Genomic DNA, 22237 nt, shown 5'->3' on the forward strand with positions numbered 1-22237 from the left:
TTATTCATGCAGAATTTTATAAATCGTTCTTGCCATCATTTCACCAAAACCAGGCACAAGGGTAAGCTCTTTTTCAGATGCTTTTAAAACACCTTGAATCCCACCAAAATGGGTTAATAAATCTCGACGGCGCTTTGGCCCTAACCCTGGAATTGCTTCTAAAACTGAGGTACTTCGACGTTTGTCACGTTTAGCACGATGCTTGGTAATCGCAAAACGATGGGCTTCATCACGCACCTGCTGAATTAAATGCAATGCCTTATGGTCTTCCGGTAACTGGATTTTTGTGCCATCGGTAAAATGCAGAGTTTCAAGTCCGGGTTTACGCCCTTCACCTTTAGATACACCTACCATAAAAGCGTCCAGCCCAAGCTCTTGCATGACTTCCATTGCCATATGGAGCTGGCCTTTACCACCATCAATCAACAGCAAATCAGGCAATATGGCCTTTTTATAACGTCGTGTTAAAGCTTGACGCATAGCAGCATAGTCATCGCCTGCTGTAATGTCTTGAATCGCAAATTGGCGATAGTCACGCTTACGAGCGCCCCCTTGATCAAACACAACACATGAGGCAATTGGGGCTTCCCCCATGGTATGACTAATATCAAAACACTCAATACGATCGACAGGTCTTCCCACTACTTGCTCTAACTGATGGAAACGCTCATTAAGTTCTAAATGATTACTCAACTGCCCCTTAATGGCATGTTGAACGTTCATTTCAGCTAACTCTAGCCACTCGGCACGAGTTTCTCGAACATTACTCTTAATCTGAACCTTTTTGCCAAATTGCTGTGCCAACGCTTCTTCTAATTCTTTACAGTCAGGCAAAGCAATATTTACGATAAGCTCATTCGGTACTTCATCTGCGACCTGAAAGTAAAAGTTCGCCATAAAGTCACTCAGCATTTGCCCAAGATCATCACCGAGCATGTCTGGGAAATAACTTTTTCCACCCAGCATTCGCCCATTGCGTACATACATAATTTGCACGCATGTCACACCTGCCTGATATGCAATTGCCAGAATATCCGCTTCGCCTTTGACTTTAAACACGGCTTGTTGCGCTTGAACTTCACGCAGTAAAGACAATCGATCACGGTAAAAAACAGCTTTTTCAAATTCAAGCTCAGCCGCTGCTTGTTCCATTTTGGCAATGAGCTCTTGATTAAGCTCTTTGGTATCACCTTGCAAAAAGCGAATACTATTATTAACGTCTTCTTTATAATCTTCGGGTGAAATCAGACCTACACAAGGGGCGGAACATCGCTTGATTTGATATTGCAAACATGGACGCTTGCGCTGTGAAAAATAACTATTTTCGCACTGACGCACATTAAAAAGTTTTTGCAAAACCAGTAACGTATCTCGTGCACTATAGGCACTTGGGTACGGGCCAAAAAACTTACCAATTTGGTGCTTACCTTTACCACGCCCACTGGCAAGCCGAGGATAAGGCTTATCAGCCGAAACAAAAATATAGACATAAGACTTATCGTCCCGCAGCATAATGTTATAAGGCGGGCGGTGTTGTTTAATTAAGTTTTGTTCTAAGAGTAAAGCTTCGGTTTCTGAACGAGTAACCAAAGTTTCAATATCATAAATTCGCGCAACTAAAGCTTGTGTTTTAGGATGCTCAATCGTTTTAACAAAATAACTCGACACCCGATTTTTTAGATTTTTTGCTTTACCGACATATAACAATTCACCCTCTTTCCCTAGCATTTTATAAACACCTGGAAGCTGGGTCATGTTGGCTAAAATTTTTTCAATATGAGGACGAGCGTTTTGATTCACTATTGGCATGCATGGCTTAATACTGAATACCTAATGTGATGTTTTCATCCTTACTTTTCAAGTGCTTTACTGTGCCAGAACATAAATTTGGAAATAGATTTAGATATGATCCGACAGACTGTGTCGTACTTGCTTAAGAATCTAGACGATAGTAACTATATTTAACGTCTTTTTCTTTATACACCGCATAGGTTTTTTGACGAAAATCCGAGAACCAACCATTGCCCGTATAGCCTGCAATATGACCATAGGTGTGACCACTTGTTCGCTCAATAATGTAAATGTCACCTTCTTGTGGACGGTTAAAAGCAGGTTTAATTTTCTTATAACCATTCTTTTCTAACGTTTGCCCCCAATCAGAAGCAGCTACAGGATGCTTTGACACATCTGCTCCAGCCGCTTGTAGAGCAATACGGATATTTTTGGCGCATTTCTCTTTACTATGGTTGGCAGAGATACTTTCGAGCTTACTCGAGAACTTATGCAAATTAATATTTTGGTCTTCAGTTTTATGATTTTTAGTTCTAGATCGTTTAGATTTTTCAGTCGTCGAAGCGGCTTGTCTTAACATCACTTTTGTTTTTAAATCGCCTTGAGAACTGTCTTCTTTTCTCTCTTCGATATGATGAACATGTGCATGAGCTGTGTGATGAGCATGAGCCATTTTAAAACCTACTTCCGCTGACCAGTCTTCGAAAAAACCGCGCCATTGTAGAATCAAAATTACCTGTTGGCTTTTAATAGTTGTAACAAATTGCCAGCACTGTGAAATAGGTCACAAAATTTAATAAAGGTTAATTTCTATGAATAATAAAGAATTTGTCAAAGAACTTATAAATACTGTTTCAGATGAATATATCGATACTTATCAACAGATTTATTCATCTACCTTAATGGATAATAAAATTAAAAAAGATCCCTACTGGTTTGATGCTCTCACTTTTTATCAATCTTTATCTCAAAAAGATAAGGAAACCTTATTTAAAATCATTAAACAGACGACTATTGATACTACAAGTACAATTTTAGGGATTATTGATGGTCCTGTGAGCTTAAATCAGATCTCTGGTGACTTTACACTGACATATACAGAAAATAAGAAGACAGTAATTTTAAATGGAGATCTACAAGATGAATTCCTTACCCAAATAACAGAAAGAAACAGATCACAATGATATATAAGGAATTATAACGAGGGAGATATAGTTATGAGATTAAAACAAAAGATTATTTATAAAAACTCAAAAAACGAGAAAATAAAATTAATACTAGAACCTTGGGCAGAAGAATATAATATTGAATCAAATTCTGAAGTGAGATTATTGTTGAAGGCGATATAGAAAAAGGATATTTAATGATTGAATCAGAGATAGATCGTGTTGTCATCTATGGTTGGCAAGGAAGTCTTATTCAAGTTTTCAAAAATGGTAAACTTATTGACTAATCATTTTATTAATAATCTATTCCTTATAACAGGCTATTTTAGCTCAAAATAAAAAACGCCCTTTCGGGCGCTTTAATTAAAATACATATGGTCGAACAAAAATCAGGAAGAAAATCCCAAGCATCAAGAACCATTTTAAGAAGTAATACAACTTACGGTTTTTAGCTTTTAAAGCCTTAGCTTTAATACGAATTTGATAGACATAACCAAAAGCTTTATTTAGACCACCTGTTTGGTCGCCTGTTTCATTCGGTGAGCTTGCAGCAGTCATCACATTACGACCAAACCAATGGTTGAAACGCTCCATCCATTTTACTTTCATTGGACGTTCAACGTCTGCAAAGAAAATAATACGGTTTTGATCAGTCTTATTTTCAGCATAGTGAATATAAGTTTCATCAAACACAACACTTTGACCATCGCGCCAAGAATATCTTTCGCCATCGACATCAATAAAACAACGGTCATCATTTGGTGTAATTAAACCTAAATGATAACGCAGTGAACCTGCATAAGGGTCGCGGTGTTTCACCAAACGGCTATCAGGTGCAAGTTCGGTAAACATTGCTGCTTTAATTGTCGGCAATGTTTTAAGAAGTGCTGTAGTTTTTGGGCAAAGCTCAGCAGCAGATGGATGACTAGATTCATACCATTTGAGGTAAAAACGCTTCCAACCTGTTTTAAAGAATGAGTTAAAACCTAAGTCGTTATAGGTACTTGAAGCTTTAATCCCACCTTGGTCATATAAAGCTTTCGCTTCATCACGAATCATTTCCCAATTTTCATCCAGCACTTTTAAATCTTTAAAATGCTGTGTGTCGATATAAGGCTGATTCGGCACCTTTGAAAAGATGTACATTAAAAAGTTAATCGGTGCGAGTAAGGTTGAATGGTCAAAAAATTGACGATAAAACGAGTGACGCACTTTGCCGCGATGTTGGATATACAATGCTGATATCACAAAAATCGCTAATATGATCCACTTAATCATATTGCTACTCTTTCAAAAGATTAGGGGCAACTTCACCTTATATTTAAGGAGAGAGAAACCGGAAGTTTATTTAATTGGCGCAAATTTTAACAAAATTGACTTAGAAAAAGCGAATGTAAAAAAATTAAGTCAAATAATAGACAATACTGTTGTAATAAAAATTTTAAATATAGTGTATTTTTCCATAACTTTAAGGAAGTGAAAATTTATCACTATTGCTACTGTTATTTAGAGATGATCCTACTAACAATTGACATTTTTGACAAAAAATTAACTTTTAAAAGTTACTCGTTTTTATATAAAAATTTGATAATCGCGATGCGTTATAAAGAAAAAATTAAATTAAAACAAATGTGTTGGACTAGCACCTATCTTTATGATTTCTTTTATGCATTTCATATAGATGAATTGAATAGTAAATAAGATGACCCTTGCGTCACGGCTTGATACAACTTGTCAGGTTTTTTTTAGATATAGTTATCGTAAGATTAGCGAAGCATAAATGTGTACCTAAGATGTGCACACGCTTCATAACATCAACTTAGAAGTCCTCCAAAACTAAGGAGATCAGGCATGATCCACGCTGGCAATGCCATTACCGTCCAAATGCTTTCGGACGGAATTGCAGAATTCCGCTTTGACTTACAAGGTGAGTCGGTCAATAAATTTAACCGTGCAACAATTGAAGATTTCCAAGCTGCTATTGCTGCGGTAAAAGCAAATAATGATATTAAAGGCTTAGTTGTTACCTCAGGCAAATCGACATTTATTGTTGGGGCAGACATTACCGAGTTTGGTGAAAACTTCGCACAAGGCGAAAAAGCGATTGTTGACTGGCTTATGCCTGTTCACGAAATCTTCAATAGCTTTGAAGATTTAGAGATTCCAAAAGTAGTTGCTATTAACGGTATGGCGTTAGGTGGCGGTTTTGAAATGTGTTTAGTTTGTGACTATCGTGTGATGTCAGAAGCTGCACAAGTGGGCTTACCAGAAATTAAACTCGGTATCTACCCAGGTTTCGGTGGTAGCGTACGTTTAAGCCGTCTGATCGGTATCGACAACGCGGTAGAATGGATGGCGATGGCTACTCCTAAAAAACCGGCTGCTGCTCTAAAAGATGGTGCTGTAGATGCGGTTGTAGCTGCTGATAAATTACTTGAAGCTGCAACTGACTTAGTTAAGCAAGCAATTTCTGGTCGTTTAAACTGGAAAGCAAAACGTCAAGAAAAACTTGAAGCTGTAAAATTGAACCCGCTTGAACAAATGATGGCGTTCAATACTGCAAAAGGTGCAGTGCTTGCAAAAGCAAATCCTGCTCAATACCCTGCTCCAAAATTATTACTTGATTCATTACAAGCAGGTGCAAGCCTTGCGCGTGACGAAGCATTAAAAGCTGAAGCTGAAGGCTTTGCAAAAGCTGCGATTACACCACAAGCTGGTGCATTGATTGGTTTATTCCTCAATGATCAAGTTGTTAAGAAAACTGCTAAAAAATATGAAAAAGGTGCACACCCTGTAAACCAAGCAGCTGTACTTGGCGCTGGTATCATGGGTGGTGGTATTGCTTACCAAGCGGCAAGCAAAGGTACACCAATTATCATGAAAGATATTGGTAATCCACAACTTGCTCTAGGTATGAAAGAAGCGAACAGCTTGTTAACTAAACAAGTTGAACGCAAGAAAATGAAACCTGCGCAAATGGGTGAAACGCTTGCACGTATCCGTCCTACTTTAAGCTACGATGAGTTTAAAGAAGTTGATATCGTGATCGAAGCAGTTACAGAAAATCCAAAAGTAAAAGAAATCGTTCTTGCAGACACTGAAAAGAATGTTCGTGAAAATACGATTATTGCTTCTAATACTTCTACGATTTCAATCACGCGTTTAGCAAAAGCATTACAACGTCCTGAAAACTTCGTTGGTATGCACTTCTTCAACCCAGTTCACATGATGCCGCTTGTAGAAGTGATTCGTGGTGAAAAGACTTCTGAAGAAGCGATTGCAACTACTGTTGTTCTTGCTCAAAAAATGGGTAAAACACCAATCGTTGTAAACGACTGCCCAGGGTTCTTGGTTAACCGTGTATTGTTCCCTTACTTTGGTGCATTTGACCTTCTTGTAAAAGACGGCGCAGACTTCCAGCAAGTTGACAATGTAATGTCTAAGTTTGGCTGGCCAATGGGCCCTGCTTACCTTATCGACGTTGTAGGTATCGACACAGGTGTACATGGTGCAGAAGTTATGGCTGAAGGTTTCCCAGACCGTATGAAGCCAGACTTTAAAGGTTCTATCCAAGCAATGTACGAAGCTAAACGTCTTGGTCAAAAGAATGACGTTGGTTTCTACAAATACGAACTCGATAAGAAAGGCAAGAAAGCAAAAACTGTTGATCCAACAGCATATGAAATCATTGCTCCTTTCGTTACTGGTGAAAAACGCGAGTTTGATAACCAAGAAATCATTGACCGCATGATGCTTGCTTTCTGTAACGAAACAGTTCGTTGCTTAGAAGACAACATTGTTGCAACTGCTGCTGAAGCAGACATGGCAATGATTATGGGTGTAGGTTTCCCTCCATTCCGTGGTGGTCCATGTCGTTATATCGACCAAACAGGTGTTGCTGAATACGTTGCACTTTGCGACAAATATGCACACTTAGGTAAGGCTTATGAAGCGCCACAAATGTTGCGTGACATGGCTGCTAACAACAAAAAATTCTACGGTTAAGGAGCAACGTGAATGGCTACTTTAAATCCACGTGACGTTGTCATCGTTGATGGCGTACGTTCTGCAATGGGTAAAACCAAAAACGGTATGTTCCGTAATGTACGTGCTGACAGCTTATCTGCTGAATTGGTTCGTGCACTCGTTGCTCGTAACCAGTTTGATGTAAACGAAGTTGAGGACCTGATCTGGGGTTGTGTAAACCAGACTCTAGAACAAGGTATGAACATTGGCCGTAACATCGGCCTATTGGCTGACTTACCAAAAACTGTTGCTGGTCAAACAGTAAACCGTCTTTGTGGTTCTTCTATGCAAGCGCTTCATACTGCTGCTGCACAGATTGCAACAAACCAAGGTGATATTTTCATTATTGGTGGTGTAGAGCACATGGGTCACGTAGGTATGATGCATGGCATCGACCTAAACCCAGAAGCATCTAAACACTATGCAAAAGCATCTAACATGATGGGCTTAACTGCTGAAATGTTAGGTCGCATGAATGGCATTAGCCGTGAAGAACAAGACGCTTTTGGTGTTGAATCTCACCGCCGTGCTTGGGCTGCGACTCAAGAAGGTCGTTTCAAAAATGAAATCGTTGGTGTTGAAGGCCACGATGCAAATGGTTTTAAAATCCTTTGCGACATCGACGAAGTAATTCGTCCAGATGCAAACCTTGAAGCGTTCAAAGCATTACGTCCTGTATTTGACCCGAAAGGCGGTACTGTAACTGCGGCTACATCTTCAGCTTTATCTGACGGTGCTTCTGCAATGTTACTTATGTCTGCTGAACGCGCACAAGCGTTAGGTTTAAAACCACGCGCTGTAATTCGCTCTATGGCAGTTGCAGGTTGTGACGCAGCAATCATGGGTTACGGTCCAGTTCCAGCAACTCAAAAAGCGCTTAAACGTGCTGGTTTAACGATGGCTGATATTCAAACTATCGAGTTAAACGAAGCATTTGCTGCTCAAGGCTTATCAGTAATGAAAGGCTTAGGTATTTATGACAAGCAAGACATCATTAACTTAAATGGTGGTGCGATTGCTTTGGGTCACCCACTAGGCTGTTCTGGTGCACGTATCACCACTACGTTGTTGAACGTAATGGAACAACAAGATACTCAAATCGGTCTTGCGACCATGTGTATCGGCCTTGGTCAAGGTATTGCAACAGTAATCGAACGTGTTTAATTAACACCAAGATAAAAAAATCCCCGCTCAATGCGGGGATTTTTTTATAAAGCAAACTTTTCACCAACATTCATTTCATAAATTTTTTTAGTTAAAATTCCTTTTAACCTTTCATATTCATTTTTAATTTCACTAATCGAAATGTAACAATCAACATTATTATTAAAAACTATTTCTGATAACAAAGATAAATCCATTAACTCTATGTTTGAATTAATTATTTGATAAGGACTAATAATTACATTAGTGTTTTTATAAGAAATTACTAAAATTGGAAAAAGTTTCAATATAAGTTTATCTTCTATCAATATTGATGAATTACCCCACCATTGATTATAGTGACTTCTTACAATCTCAAAAATATGATCATTTTCATGTTGAGCTGGGTCAACAAAGTTGTTTATTTCTATTTCTGACCAATCAAAATTATATTCATAAATTTGATCAAATGGCTCACTTTCAACTTTCGTCAAAAACATAATATCAATATATTCTCTATCATATTGCTCAGTATCAGCACATTCATTTAACTCATAAAAATTTATTTTAAAATCATTATCTCTAACATACTTAACTTCATTTAAGAAATCAAATAAAATTCTTAGCTGTTTATAAGATTCACCATTTATTATTAATACTTTTTCATCATCAATATAATTTAATACTTTTCTTACCACAGAGTTATTATTAGTTAGAATATATACATCATCGTATTCTAAAATGTCTAAAATCGACAATTTAGTATCTTTAAATTTGAATTTATACTCTTCCCAGCCAGAGATATTTGTCTTATCTCTAAACACTAACTTATTTAACACTTTTGCTTCTATATTTTTGTCCTGATCATGATTCAAATTCAAATACTCAGTCATTAATTTAATTACATCAGACTTATGTTTTTTTTCAAAACTAGACTTCCATTTATCTCTATTAACCTCTAAAGCATCATTAGCTTTTTCACCAAAATAATCTAACATAATAGAAAAAGGAAAATTAATAAATGTGTTTTTAGTATTTTGCCCTCTAAAACCAACAAACCGATCACTGACCTCATTATATTCAAGTGAAAAATTGTATGCTACATTCCGTTCATTACTCCAATTAAAATGGAACTCTAATTTTTTTGAGTTTTTTATAAAAATAGGTGAGTAAGAAAAAATTTTATAGATACTTTCTAAAAAAACTCTCTTAGATTCTTCAAAAATTATATTCATATCTAATTTTGAATTATTTTTCTTAAGACTTTCAAAAAAATTATCCAAAATTAGTCCAGTTGATTTAATATAGAATGATAACTCAGTACCAACTTTACTTTTAAAATCATATTTTTTTGTTATAAAACAATAACCTTTCTTTCCTCCTAAAGGGCTACTCATTTTAATATCTAAGCTTTCATTAGTATAAAAGCTTTTAGTTACAAAGTGAATATCTCTATAATCTTCGGGTAGATCTTTTGATAAAAGAAAACAACTATGCAAACCTATACCAAATTCACCAGATGGTTTCATCCAAGTAGGCATTTCTTTAATTAGCTTATTCTTATTAATATTATTTTTTGAACCAGCCATACTTTGCATATATTTTAAATCATCAGATGATATACCAATACCATTATCTTTGATAGTAACCTGCCAAACTCCAATACTTTTATTATTTTCATCTTTAATATCATTAATTAATATTTCTAATGGATATTTTTCTAGAATTTTCCTAAACTCATCATTATAAGGATTCATATTCTTCAGAAATTCTTGATCCTCTTCCAACCAGATTCTAAGCATAGTTGCATCAATAGAATTTTGGATCAATTCACGATAAATACTTAAATCACTACTGTATAAATTTGCTCCCTGCAATAATTCCATGCCATTTTTTTCATCAATAGTAAACTTCATCGGTTTATTATTTAAAAGTATTTTTTCTTTTTTCACACCTTCATCATATTTTACCTCCATCCTCACTTCTAATTGCTCAATTGTCGGTAGTGAACCAAATTTTAAACTTGGTACGATTAAATTCCATTGAGACATCTGATTTTGGAATTCTTCACGTATCCATCCAAACCAATTTTGAGTTTCGACATAAGACATCTCATCAGGACATTCTGCAACTAGCTTTACTGTTCGTTTATCAAGCTGAAATTCACGCAATGACAGATGTTTATTATTATGATGTTTACTTACTGAAGGCATATTACTGACATGCTTTGCCATAACAGGGCAAAAACGGTTGTCATCTAAATCAAATAAATCACCTAAACGAAGTAAACATCCTATAAAGCGCGGATGACAATCTTCTGTACCTAAACCTGTCTGTTTATAAGGTAACGTTTCCATTAAAATATCAAAACTCATACCATGAGAAACACAAATTTGTCCTAAATAACGATAAATTCGGTTCGGTAAAAGTTCTGTTCTAGGTGATGTTATTCCTAAATCTTTGAAAGGGTCTTCAACCAATTTTCCAACTCTTTTGTCATGCCCTCTTCTAAACCATTCCGCAATTAGTTGGCGATATTTTTCCACCCCATCAAAAGGATGATCTACAGTACCAATTGCTGATAACCAATTATTTTCGACATAAGCTTGGCAAAATTTCTGTAAATCATGTCCTTTTTCATTCGCGATTGTTTGGATCATAAAATTGAAGTCAGGATTTGAATGCACGTCTTTAGCATTTTTTGCATCTACTAACATTCCTACGTCATGCCAATATGCAGCTTCAAGAATTAACCATGCATCTGTGGCACTTAACAAATCAACATCTTCACCAAGAACACGTTCGATATTCACTAATATTTGTTGTGAGTGTGATGCATTATGATTACTAAAGTGCGGATAAAATCCCCCAATATTTTCTAATGCCTTTCCTACTAACTTTTGATCGAACTCCCACTGAGCATATAAAATTGCAACGTTAGCATCTGCTTCGCATTTATTCTTGAGGTGCTGAATTAATCTTGTACTCATATCTTTATTTTTAAATAAGTATAGTTACACCCATAATAACGCAACTTTTACTTTTCGATCAAAATAACAGATTCTTTTTAAATAAAAATCCCCGCTCAATGCGGGGATTTTTTTATCGACCAGCTAATCCATTCTCGATTTTCTTCTGCAAATCTATAATGTCATCAATATTTACTTTCATCGTACCTTCACGAAAAGCATCGACATTACTTCGGTAAATTTTCAGAGGCTCTAACATCTTAAAAATACCATTGGTTGGATCAGAAGACTGTATCCCACCCGCTACCGCTAAAATGTATTGTTGTAAGAACGGAGAAAGTTGAGACAAATCAGGCTGTGCCATAACTGGCTGATAATCTACCGTAGTCATGCCTTCAGGGACTAAAGCATTTTGTATATCGTAATGTGTTTTATACTCATGTTGTTGCAGCGCCTGGCGCACTTTTTTATCTTCCTGGAAAGGTACAAAACCCACCTCTTCACGTAACTCAGATTCAGCCATAACGCGAATTGTTGGTAAAGTAGCCACTTCTTCTGCTTGAACAGTCGGTAAACCCATAAAAGCAAATGCAGCAATTAAGGCTGATTGTTTTAGAAAGTTCATAACTTGCTCCAAAAATCAGTCACCCTATTTCAATTAAAAGATGATGATTAAATTAAAAGTATCTATAAATAGGCTACAACAAAGTCGAATTTGATTCAGTAAGGCTCAGATAAACGGTAAATATAATTAAAATTTTTAATGTAATAGTAGGGTTCTTCTATTTATTAAAACCTGCAAGCTATATAAAGCACACTATAAATTAGGCAAAAGTGTCTAGTTTATAGTGTGCTATTCATCTTATAAGTTTTATTTACTGTCTAGCATCTCTTTTAGAGAATTCACGACTTGTGGAAACGACGTATAACCTTCACGACCTAAAAAATGTCCACCATTAGGAACGGTAATGTACGGCGCATCAATTTCTTTCGCCAATTGAATCGTCAGTTTGGGCGGAACCAAATCATCATTATCAGACAAATACACCAGCTTTTTCTTTATGTCCTTAAAGTAATCCGTGTTGACTTTACTTTTTGTTATATAAGCATCGAGTGGAGAAAAGTCTGAGATTGGTCCAGAAAATCCAGATACTAAAATCATTCCTCCAATCTTTTGGTAATCATGTCTTTGTAAAAAGTGCAGTAACGTAATCACCCCTAAACTGTGCGCAACAAAATAGGTATTTTCATCCACCTTAGGGACCTGTTGATCTAAAACCTTTTGCCATGCATTTACATCAGGATTCTCAGAATCTGGAAATGGAATTAAAGTAACAGTTGTATGCTCATCTTCTATTTGATGTTTTAGGTCTAAAAACCAGTGATCATCTATAGAAGCTGAATAACCATGAAGTACAAATATTTGACGCATGCTCTTCTCCTGAAGTTCAATTGTTTTGGCATTTGCAACAAATGACATGAAGCCGAATAACACCAATAAAATGAGTTTTCTAATCATGGAACAAGTACCATTTTGAAAGATATAAACATGCTAAACTATGACACCACTGTTAAAGTCAACCCTATTTTATGAACCTTGCCAAAGTTGCCGAACTCACAAAGGTAAGCCCTCGTATGCTGCGTTATTATGAGAGTTTAGGGCTTATACAGCCTCATCGAGCAAGTAATAACTATCGAAGTTATACGCAAAAAGATATTGAAAATATTAAGAAAATTAAAATATTGAATGATGCAGGCATGAACTTAAAAGATATTCAGGTCTTGCTGCCTTGTTTTGATTTAGATGAACGCGTATTTACGCTATGTTCAGTAGTTCAAGAAAAGCTGCAAACTGAGCTCATGCATGTGTCTGAGCAGTTAATCAAACTACAATCTTCTCAAAGTTTATTACAATCTTTTTTAACCAAAGGAAAAGTCGAAAGCACCAAACCATAATTTTTGATGCTCATGCTTTGCTTATTCTTTTAAATCTCCTTCGAGCGCGGCCACATTCTTTTTCTTAATTTTTTCAATTTTTGCATTTAGTTTTAGAACATCTTGATAAAGCTCATTAAACTGTTTGACCTGAGCATTTTCATGAAAAAGAATCATCTGATCTTTTTTTTGCCATTCATAATTTTTTAGAAGCTTAAACATTTGTTCAGCTTTATCTAAAATTTCTAGTTCAATCATAAAAATTGCATGATCTTGATCGGCTTTTTGCTGTGTTCCCAATTTCATTTCAAGGAGTTGTCTCATCTCTGCATCAACAGATAATTCCTGAACCTTTGCTAAGAAAGTTTTATGAATCTTTTCATATTCAGTCTGGTACTGATCTGAAGCTTTACGAACATCAGCTAGCATTTTTTCGGTTTCTACAAATTTTTGCTTTTTATCAAGATCTAAACGATCCACATTTAAAAAAGTATCCCATTTTGCTGCTTTAAGTTCTCTCAAGTATGCGTTTCGTGCATTTATATTTTGAATCCAATAACTTAAAAGGAATTCTGAAATTTGCTTATAGTGCCCTGCCAAACGCTTATCATGAATATCGAGCTGGACGGGCTTAGACCAGTCTTGTGCTTGGTCATAAAGCTGGTTCATTTTTTCAGTCATGACCACATCAAACATTTGACTACTGTCTTTGGCCTGCTGCTGTTTGATATGTTGATAGGTGAAAAAAATAATACTTGTGATAACAACCAGACTTGCAATCGCAATCAAAACTCGGCGCATACACACCTCCTATTTCCATTCTTATAGTTTTGCTCTTTATAGTTATAAAATAGAGCTTATTCTTCTTTATATGCCATTTATTTCACAATACGCAACACTGTATTCGCTACTCAAAGCTTTAAATCCTTGTGCATCATCCCTATTATGATGGGTAATTAAAATTTATGAGATTCTCCCATGCGTGTTGATGTCTGGTCTGATGTAGTTTGCCCTTTCTGTTATATCGGCAAAAAACGCCTTGAAAATGTCGCTGCGGAAGCAGGTATTGATCTTGAAATTCACTGGCATAGTTTTGAATTAGATCCTGATGCGCCAGCAAAACATGACACTTCAAATACTGAGCGTTTAGCTAAAAAATATGGCCGTACCTATGAAGAGATGGAAGAAATGGAACGCAATATTGCGGCCATGGCTGCCTCTGAAGGTATTGATTTTCAATGGCAAAAAGCCAACTCAGGCAATAGTTTTAATGCACACCGTATTATTCACCTTGCACAAAGCAAAGGTTTAGGTAATGAAGCTAAAGAAGCCTTTTTCCATGCTTATATGACCGAAGGTCTCGCAATTGGCGAACGTGAAGTCGTAGAAGAAATTGCATCTCGTATTGGTTTAGACAATGCTGAAGTTGAATATGTATTAGATACCAATGAACTATCTGACTTTGTCCGCCATGATGAAAAAATTGCCCAAGAGCAGCTCAATGTAACTGGTGTGCCATTTTTTGTATTCGACCAAAGAATCGCGCTTGCTGGCGCTCAGCCACGTGAAGTCTTTTTACAGGTTTTAGAAAAAGCGCAAATCAAAGCAAATACTGAAGAAGTCGAGCAAGATGATGCAGCTGTTTGTACTGATGAATCATGTGATATTCCACAGAAATAGATCAACACAATTAAAATGTGATCAAATCGTATGTTTTATCACCATTTTAGCAATAGAGCGTTCTAAAAAAAGAACTATCTAATTGCTAAAAATCAGTTTATTATTGCCGCTTAGAATATTCGCGCTGTAATGTTCTGTTTTTTATGTGTTTAATGATCGGAATTTAAAGTTTCCTTGATCTATCATCCCCCTTCACTGGGGGATTTTTTTGGCTAAAAATAACCGCTACTAGCTTAAACTTTTTCATTTATTTCAAATATGTAAAAAAAGTTAAATTTACTTAACTTTTGTGTCTCCCTCTTGATTTTATTAGAAAAATCAACAAAAGTGGAAACAACAACAAAACATAAAGATAGATATGAAAACATTTCATGTAATGCCATACCGGCAGCTTTTTGCACTTTTAACTATTGGATTTGGTTCAGTATGCATCGCTCATGCAGAGACTGCCTCTTCTTCTACAAACCAACAAGTAGGAAGTACATCATCTGGAGTACAAACCGAAGTTAACTCAGATGAAAATCTGTTAGATCAAATTCCGCGCTGGGTGGACGCGACTCCAACTATTTTTCCAGAGCAGTCTAATCAACCTATTGTTCCACCTACCGAACAAACAGAAGATCAAACCTGGGTTGACCGTAAGCAAAAGAAAATTCGTAATTGGGCCGATCGTACTTCTGAAAAAATTGATAATTGGTTTGGTGAAGTCGATCCACAAAAGCCAGCTACCGCAACCATTCGTGTCATGGTCGATAACTATTGGAATGAATACGATAACTATGAAATCAAACCCAGAATTCGCGGTAAGATTAAATTACCTACTCTAGAGAAACGCATTAGCGTGGTATTTGGTGATGACTCTTTAGATGACGAATTTAATAATAGCCCAGCCAATGTCAATCAGAATCCCAATCAAGATCCAAATAAAAAGTTAGATGGTAAACGAACTCGAGATGACAACAGCTCGATCGCTTTACGTTGGTCAAATTTCTCGAAAAAGTTACCTTTTGAAACAGATGCTGACTTAGGTATTCGTTCTGGAGACGATATTTATGTTCGTTTAAAAGCATCAAGAGACTGGCAACTTCGTAATGATTTTAAGTTTTATGCAGAGCAAATTTATCGTTACGGCATAGATAGCGAAAACTATCTGCGTACCAATCTTGAACTTACACATGCTAGGCCAAATCAACCGTTTTTATCGAATCAGTTCAGCCTGACCTATGCTGATGATCAAGACGATGATCTAGCTTGGGAAAACCGAACTTTCCGTGAACACAGTTTCTTTGCAAACAATCGTTTTAACTATGGTATTTATACTAGTGGTTATTACAACGACAATGACTTACGTTTAAACAGTTGGGGACCGTTTGTTTCATGGCGCCAACCCGTTTTACGGGAATGGTTCTTTGTACAAGGAGATGTAAATTACTTTAATGACCACCGTGAAGATCGCAATCATTTTGTTAGTACCTTCTTACGCTTAGAAGCACTCTTTTAAGCTAAATAGCATCACCTTGGAACCTTATCCAAGGTGATGAAGAATAAAATACTTTTAAATAAAATTTTAAGATTAGCCTTTTAAAGTTTTGTTCTAATTTTATTTTTGATTCCTTATCTTTAAAAATGAATCAATTTTCTTCTTCTCCATTTCAAAATAAATCGACAGTCTTCATTTGTATTTATAGTTTAGGTCTATTAGCTTTACTTCCACATACTCAATTTTTTTATAACTCTTTAAAACACCAACGGTCACGGCGTTACCCCTATTCTTCTACAAGCTTCGCTAAAGTAAAAAGACAATCACTTTCACACTCACCTTGTGAAGTAGAAGCACACAATGCTTTATCTGATGCTGGTTTAATTCAAGAACTTATGGCTGTATTTGGAAATAATACGTTATGGAAACGTGCGACTCAGCCTGAACAAACTTATAAAGCCTTTGGTAAGAAAAAGAAGAAGACCTCATCGGCACAGGTTTCGGCTACTAATCCGCTGAGTGCAAGCTGGACCACCATTTCAACATGGATGCCTTTTGAAAATGACCTTGATTTAGGATCTAACTCTGAGAGTGATGTGTATGTCCAGTTTCTGGCAAAAAAGAAATGGAATTTGAGACATAACATTAGCTTTGATACAGAGCAGATATTTCGCTATGGCTCTACTAGCCGAAACTACACTGAAACCACGCTAAACCTAACGCAAAAAATGCAAGATAACACATTATTTTCTAATAAATTTAATGTGAACAAGAGCGAAAATGAAGATTACAACTGGGGCAATTGGACTTTTCAACAATTTGAGTTTGTAAAAGATAATAGTCTGACTTACGGTATTTATAGCGGTGGTGTATATACCAAAAATGATATTCGACTAAATAGCTGGGGTCCTTATATTTCATGGCGTCAGCCCATATGGCGAGATTGGATTTTTATGCAAAATGATCTTAATTTTTTTAATCATATTGATGATGATCCTAAGCATCAACTTAGTGTGCAAATGAATCTTGAAGCTAATTTTTAACCAAAAATCATCAAGTTGTGGATAACTCTTTCTTTATCCACAAAAAAGCCCCTGACAGTTCAGAGGCTTTTTTATATCAAAAAATTATTTCAACAATAAGCTATTAATACGCTTCACATAAGCTGCTGGGTCTTCTGGTAAACCACCTTCTGCAATCACAGCCTGATCAAAAATCACGTTTGCCAAATCATCAAACTGTTCTGAACCTTCAAGTTTTTTCACCAAAGGATGCTCAGGGTTAATTTCTAAAATTGGCTTGATTTCAGGTACAGCTTGCCCCGCTTGTTTAAGCATACGAATAAGTTGAGGAGACAACTCACCCTCACTTGTTACTAAACATGCAGGAGAATCTACCAAACGAGTTGTTACACGTACTTCTTTAGTTTTAGCCTTCAACGAATCACTTAATTTCTCAACCACAGGCTTAAACTGTTCAGCCGCTTGCTCAAGTGCCTTCTTCTCTTCAGCATCTTGCAAATCACCTAAATCAACCGCGCCTTTAGACACGTTCTTTAATGGCGTACCGTCAAACTCTTGGACAAAATTCATTGCCCATTCGTCAACACGCTCTGCCATTAATAACACTTCAATACCTTTTTTCTTAAACAACTCAAGCTGCGGCGAGTTTTTCGCTGCTGCTAGACTGTCAGCAGTCACATAATAGATGGCTTTTTGCCCCTCTTTCATACGTGCCTTATAGTCAGCAAAAGAAGTCGTTACTTCATCATTTGTTGAAGTCGCATAACGTAATAATTTTAAAATACGTTCACGGTTACCAAAGTCTTCGCCCAAGCCTTCTTTAAGTACTGAACCAAATTCACTGTAGAAAATCTTGAATTTTTCTTGGTCTTTTTCATCTTCCGATTTAGCCAAACCATCAAGTACAGTTAATACACGGCGTGCATTACCTTCACGAATCGTTTTGACATCACGGCTTTCTTGCAACAACTCACGGCTAACATTAAGCGGCAAATCAGCACTGTCCACTACACCTTGAACAAAGCGTAAATAGTTCGGAATTAAATTATCCGCATCGTCCATAATAAAGACGCGTTTTACATATAGTTTAATTCCCGCTTTTGCTTCACGAGTAAAAATGTCATGTGGAGCTTTACTTGGAATATAGAGTAATTGGGTATATTCCGTACTACCTTCAACACGGTTATGTGCCCAAGCCAGTGGTGCTTCAAAGTCATGAGTTAAGTTTTTATAAAACTCAATATATTGCTCTTCAGTCACTTCACTCTTGTTACGTGTCCATAAAGCACTTGCCGAGTTAATCGCTTCCCACTCGTCAGTTTTGACCATTTGGCCGCCTTTAGGCTCTTCACCTTCAGCAACCTCTTCTTCTTGCCAAACTTCTTTTTGCATTTCAATTGGCAAGCTAATGTGGTCAGAGTATTTATTAACGATTTGCTTAACTTTGTAAGATTCTAAATAATCAAGCGCATCATCGCGTAAGTGAAGAATAATGTCGGTACCACGGGAAGCCTTATCAATTTGCTGAACTTCAAACTCGCCTGTACCACCACTAATCCAGCGCACCCCTTCAGATGCATCTAAGCCTGCACGGCGTGATTCAACCGTAATTTTGTCGGCAACAATAAAACCAGAATAAAAACCCACACCGAATTGACCAATCAACTGAGCATCTGCTTTTTGATCGCCAGTCAATTTTGACATGAAATCTTTAGTGCCTGACTTAGCAATTGTACCCAAGTTATCAATTGCTTCTTGTTGGCTTAAACCAATACCGTTATCAGAAATCGTTAACGTTTTATCTTCTTTATTTAAGCTGATTCGTACATGTAAGTCTGGATCATTTTCATAATATTCAGGATGATTAATTCCTTCAAAACGTAACTTATCACATGCATCTGATGCATTAGAGATAAGCTCACGTAAGAAAATCTCAGGGTTAGAATAGAGAGAATGCGTCACTAAATGTAAAAGCTGGGCTACTTCTGCTTGGAAACTATAATTTTGTGATGCTTGTTCACTCATAAATCACTCCTTAAATTTTGAAGCTGTTTGTTCTCGAATGCTTTATGAATGGAGTACTTCTAGAATTTTTCAATCCTGAATATTAAAAATTTTTACTCTAATTAAAATGGGCCCTGGCTTAACACTCTATCTTGCAATATCGTATCTAACTGCTTTTGACGTTGTTGGTAAGCTTTGCTAATACAACTGACATTGGCAGCACAGGCATTTCTTTTTTTCAGCCATTGCTGCTGAGTATCTTTCTGATTATCTCGCCCACCCATAGGTAAAGCATGCAGAACGATTTGATACGTCGTTACCATTTTTACATCTGCATCATTTAAAGAACGGTTTTTACAAATACTTTTTTCCGTTTTCGTTTTTGCAGCATCGCAAGAAAAACTTGCAGCTTGTAAATTTTGAGTAAAAGCAATACCGCTCAAGAGTGCTAAACAAATCGCTAATTTGTTATTCATGTTTTTATTCCCATGCTTGTAATGAATAGAAATTAGTTTAGAAAAAAACTTGCAGAAAATATGTGTAAAACTGTCTGTTTTATGCTTTTTTCGTGCAAATAAAATCCATAAAAAAACCTCACATAAAATATATGTGAGGTGCCTGAGTCTAGGTTTATTATTATATTTTTCTATTTATTATTATGCTTAAAATTTATAGCTATAACCTAAAGTGTAAACAAAAGGATTAATATCTAGATCAAACTTGTAGTTAGCAATTGATGGATCAATTGTTACTTCAGGACTAATATCAGCATAACGTACATCTACAAATACACCCCAGTTTTTAGCATCAGCAGGTTGGAAATTAAAACCAACTTGACCTGCCACGCCAAAATCTTCTTTAACTTTTACTGCCGCCCCTTCTTCATCCCAAGGAATAAATGCTGTAGCACCAATACCAATATACGGTGTGAAACGAGTCGAATTTTTAAAATGATATTTTGCAGTAATTGTTGGTGGTAATTGTTTTATACGTGCTGCATTTTTACCATCTAGCAATACATCATGATTAATAGGTGTTGCTAATAATAATTCTGCAGAAAATGGAGATTGACCAAAAAAGTATTCTACAGATGGTGTAAATGCATATTCATGATCTGCTTTTACCACGCCTAAAGGTGTTGTTGTATCTTCCGATGGAGCAATAACGCTACCACCAAATTTCACTTGCCAGTTACCAGCAAAAGTAAAAGAAGACATCCCCATTAATGCAATAACCAAAGCTTTTTTGAACACTTTAATATCTCCAACCTTATTTATATTTATAATAAACATTTATTTTAAAACCATGCAATACTCATTATAAAATTATTTTATAGTTTATTTTTAAACCACTGTTTTAAATAAAATTATATATTATCCAACTATTTTAATAGGTTTTTATTCCAACCTCATTAATCAAGATTATTTTATATTACCAACCATTTTAATATACTTTTAAATTCCGAGTATTTTAATATAATTTATTTTGAATACATGTTTTATTTAGACAATAAAAAACCTTCTTAATTTAAATCTAAAGATCATTATTAAGAAGGTTTATACTTTAATATTTTATAAAAACTTTATAAAACCATTGCAGCGATCCAGCCAAAAATTAATAGTGGAATATTAAAGTGAATAAAGGTAGGTACGACTGTATCCCAAATATGGTCATGTTGCCCATCTACCCCTAAACCAGCTGTTGGCCCTAAGGTTGAGTCAGAGGCTGGCGATCCAGCATCACCTAATGCTGCTGCTGTACCAATAAGTGCAATCGTTGCTAATGGTGAGAAACCAAACTGCACACATAAAGGCACATAAATAACAGCTAATACAGGAACACTTGAGAAAGATGAACCAATACCAATGGTGACAAATAAACCAATACAAAGCATTAAGAATGCTGCAAGCGCGCGGTTATCTCCAATAATCTCAACCACACCATTTACTAACTGATTAATATCACCAGTATGAGTCATTACTGATGCGAAACCAGCAGCAGAGATCATGATAAAGCCTACTAAAGCCATCATTCGCATGCCTTGTACAAAGACATCATCTGCATCTTGCCATTTAAAAATTCCGGCAGTAGATAGAACAGCAAAACCGACTAAACCACCCAAAATCATCGAACCTGAATACAGCTGCGCAGCGAGCGTTAAACCAATTGCAAGCAGTGCCATCAAGATTGTTTTCTTTGCAATAACTGGTGCTTGCTCTGCTTCATGCTTTAACTCTTCAGCATCTGCTTTTAAGTCAGCTGTTTCATCTTGGGTAGTTGCGCGAAGAGGTTTATCTAAATCAATGGTGGTCACAGGTGTAATCGCACGATCAGCATAAATTCTTGGCTTACGATAGCTAATAAATACAGCAACCAAGGTGCCTAAAACCATACCCAAAACAGGAATAGCCATGCCAATTGGCATCATTGCCCGATCAACATGTAAACCGTACGCTGCCCCAATTTTGTTGATATTTCCCATCAGAATCTGTTCAAGGAAAATTGCACCAAATCCAACTGGAAGAAAAATATAAGTACCTACCAAACCTAGCGTAAGTACACAGGCTGCGGCGCGGCGGTCTAATTTTAAATGGTTCATTACCCGTAATAGTGGCGGAACCAATACAGGAATAAAGGCAATATGAACTGGAATAAGGTTTTGAGAGAAAATAGCAGAAATTAATAAAATACCTAAGAGGAGATATTTCACTTTAGTCTGACGGCTTTTCCCAGCTTCCATTCCCAATAAACCAATCAGCTTATGGGCAAGTAAATCAGGTAAACCAGATTTTGATAGAGCCAGAGCAAATGCCCCTAACACTGCATAGGCAAGTGCAACTTCAGCACCATCGCCAAGACCAGCGTTAAAAGCTTCAACGGTTTGAGAAAGGCTTAAACCTGCTACGAGGCCGCCCACAATGGCAGAAACCACTAAAGTCAGTACGACAGAAACGCGCGCCAGTGATAATAAAAACATCACTGCAATCGCAATAACGACAGCATTCATGAATAAGTTCAGAG

The 22237-nt window shown here is 36.4% G+C and carries 19 protein-coding genes; 8 read left to right on the forward strand and 11 right to left on the reverse strand.

From position 1 onward, the window contains the following. Nucleotides 1–1800, reverse strand: coding sequence for an excinuclease ABC subunit UvrC (gene uvrC / locus ACXM0J_RS05310; RefSeq protein WP_002114749.1), 1800 nt, complete (start codon nucleotides 1798–1800; stop codon nucleotides 1–3). Between the two features lie 133 nt (nucleotides 1801–1933). Beyond that, nucleotides 1934–2464, reverse strand: a complete 531-nt coding sequence (locus tag ACXM0J_RS05315) for a CHAP domain-containing protein (protein WP_086264365.1) — start codon at nucleotides 2462–2464, stop codon at nucleotides 1934–1936. A gap of 139 nt (nucleotides 2465–2603) precedes the next feature. Here ACXM0J_RS05315 and ACXM0J_RS05320 point away from each other — a divergent pair, with 139 nt between their 5' ends. Beyond that, nucleotides 2604–2975 (forward strand): transposase, encoded by a 372-nt coding sequence (locus ACXM0J_RS05320; protein ID WP_086264347.1) that lies wholly within the window; start codon nucleotides 2604–2606, stop codon nucleotides 2973–2975. Between the two features lie 345 nt (nucleotides 2976–3320). Here ACXM0J_RS05320 and lpxO read toward each other — a convergent pair whose 3' ends face one another. Further along, nucleotides 3321–4235 (reverse strand): lipid A hydroxylase LpxO, encoded by a 915-nt coding sequence (lpxO, locus tag ACXM0J_RS05325; RefSeq protein WP_000598895.1) that lies wholly within the window; start codon nucleotides 4233–4235, stop codon nucleotides 3321–3323. 306 nt (nucleotides 4236–4541) lie between these two features. Here lpxO and ACXM0J_RS05330 point away from each other — a divergent pair, with 306 nt between their 5' ends. The 3 genes from ACXM0J_RS05330 to fadA all read left to right on the forward strand — a co-directional run bounded on the left by ACXM0J_RS05330 (nucleotide 4542) and on the right by fadA (nucleotide 8147). Then, nucleotides 4542–4658 carry a hypothetical protein gene (locus tag ACXM0J_RS05330; protein ID WP_086264367.1) on the forward strand — a complete coding sequence of 39 codons (117 nt, stop codon included), beginning with the start codon at nucleotides 4542–4544 and terminating at the stop codon, nucleotides 4656–4658. Between the two features lie 150 nt (nucleotides 4659–4808). After that, nucleotides 4809–6962 carry a fatty acid oxidation complex subunit alpha FadB gene (gene fadB, locus ACXM0J_RS05335; RefSeq protein WP_086264348.1) on the forward strand — a complete coding sequence of 718 codons (2154 nt, stop codon included), beginning with the start codon at nucleotides 4809–4811 and terminating at the stop codon, nucleotides 6960–6962. A gap of 12 nt (nucleotides 6963–6974) precedes the next feature. Beyond that, entirely contained in the window at nucleotides 6975–8147 is a 1173-nt protein-coding gene (gene fadA, locus ACXM0J_RS05340) for an acetyl-CoA C-acyltransferase FadA (RefSeq protein WP_005065826.1), read from the forward strand. 44 nt (nucleotides 8148–8191) lie between these two features. Here the strand turns inward: fadA and ACXM0J_RS05345 are convergent, their stop codons facing one another. The 3 genes from ACXM0J_RS05345 to ACXM0J_RS05355 form a co-directional block, all read right to left on the reverse strand. Next, nucleotides 8192–11116 carry an HD domain-containing protein gene (locus ACXM0J_RS05345; RefSeq protein ID WP_086264349.1) on the reverse strand — a complete coding sequence of 975 codons (2925 nt, stop codon included), beginning with the start codon at nucleotides 11114–11116 and terminating at the stop codon, nucleotides 8192–8194. 112 nt (nucleotides 11117–11228) lie between these two features. Beyond that, a complete protein-coding gene (locus tag ACXM0J_RS05350; RefSeq protein ID WP_213034365.1) occupies nucleotides 11229–11720 on the reverse strand; it encodes a hypothetical protein in 492 nt (163 codons plus the stop codon). A 246-nt stretch (nucleotides 11721–11966) separates the two neighbouring features. Continuing rightward, entirely contained in the window at nucleotides 11967–12614 is a 648-nt protein-coding gene (locus tag ACXM0J_RS05355) for an RBBP9/YdeN family alpha/beta hydrolase (protein WP_086264351.1), read from the reverse strand. Between the two features lie 71 nt (nucleotides 12615–12685). Between ACXM0J_RS05355 and ACXM0J_RS05360 the strand changes: the two genes are divergently transcribed. Continuing rightward, the gene (locus tag ACXM0J_RS05360) at nucleotides 12686–13051 is read left to right on the forward strand and encodes a MerR family transcriptional regulator (protein ID WP_032063681.1); all 366 of its coding nucleotides are present in this window, start codon (nucleotides 12686–12688) and stop codon (nucleotides 13049–13051) included. A gap of 21 nt (nucleotides 13052–13072) precedes the next feature. Here the strand turns inward: ACXM0J_RS05360 and ACXM0J_RS05365 are convergent, their stop codons facing one another. Next, nucleotides 13073–13831, reverse strand: a complete 759-nt coding sequence (locus ACXM0J_RS05365) for a hypothetical protein (RefSeq protein WP_086264352.1) — start codon at nucleotides 13829–13831, stop codon at nucleotides 13073–13075. Between the two features lie 177 nt (nucleotides 13832–14008). On the opposite strand from ACXM0J_RS05365, the gene ACXM0J_RS05370 reads away from it, so the two are divergent. The 3 genes from ACXM0J_RS05370 to ACXM0J_RS05380 all read left to right on the forward strand — a co-directional run bounded on the left by ACXM0J_RS05370 (nucleotide 14009) and on the right by ACXM0J_RS05380 (nucleotide 17233). Next, nucleotides 14009–14710, forward strand: a complete 702-nt coding sequence (locus tag ACXM0J_RS05370; protein ID WP_479750315.1) for a DsbA family oxidoreductase — start codon at nucleotides 14009–14011, stop codon at nucleotides 14708–14710. A gap of 358 nt (nucleotides 14711–15068) precedes the next feature. Beyond that, nucleotides 15069–16211 carry a hypothetical protein gene (locus tag ACXM0J_RS05375; RefSeq protein WP_086264354.1) on the forward strand — a complete coding sequence of 381 codons (1143 nt, stop codon included), beginning with the start codon at nucleotides 15069–15071 and terminating at the stop codon, nucleotides 16209–16211. A 125-nt stretch (nucleotides 16212–16336) separates the two neighbouring features. Further along, nucleotides 16337–17233, forward strand: coding sequence for a selenocysteine synthase (locus ACXM0J_RS05380; protein ID WP_086264355.1), 897 nt, complete (start codon nucleotides 16337–16339; stop codon nucleotides 17231–17233). An 84-nt stretch (nucleotides 17234–17317) separates the two neighbouring features. On the opposite strand, the gene htpG is transcribed toward ACXM0J_RS05380, so the two are convergent. From htpG to ACXM0J_RS05400, 4 genes are all read right to left on the reverse strand, one after another. After that, nucleotides 17318–19237, reverse strand: coding sequence for a molecular chaperone HtpG (htpG, locus tag ACXM0J_RS05385; protein ID WP_086264356.1), 1920 nt, complete (start codon nucleotides 19235–19237; stop codon nucleotides 17318–17320). Nucleotides 19238–19338: 101 nt separating this feature from the next. Further along, nucleotides 19339–19692 (reverse strand): lysozyme inhibitor LprI family protein, encoded by a 354-nt coding sequence (locus ACXM0J_RS05390; protein ID WP_086264357.1) that lies wholly within the window; start codon nucleotides 19690–19692, stop codon nucleotides 19339–19341. Between the two features lie 186 nt (nucleotides 19693–19878). Beyond that, nucleotides 19879–20469: an OmpW/AlkL family protein gene (locus ACXM0J_RS05395; RefSeq protein WP_057077303.1), complete on the reverse strand. Its 591-nt coding sequence runs from the start codon at nucleotides 20467–20469 to the stop codon at nucleotides 19879–19881. Nucleotides 20470–20798: 329 nt separating this feature from the next. Then, nucleotides 20799–22223, reverse strand: coding sequence for a Na+/H+ antiporter family protein (locus tag ACXM0J_RS05400; RefSeq protein WP_032005724.1), 1425 nt, complete (start codon nucleotides 22221–22223; stop codon nucleotides 20799–20801). Nucleotides 22224–22237: the final 14 nt, after the last annotated feature.

The sequence above is a fragment of the Acinetobacter sp. GRABPA_MV_2 genome (assembly GCF_056725885.1).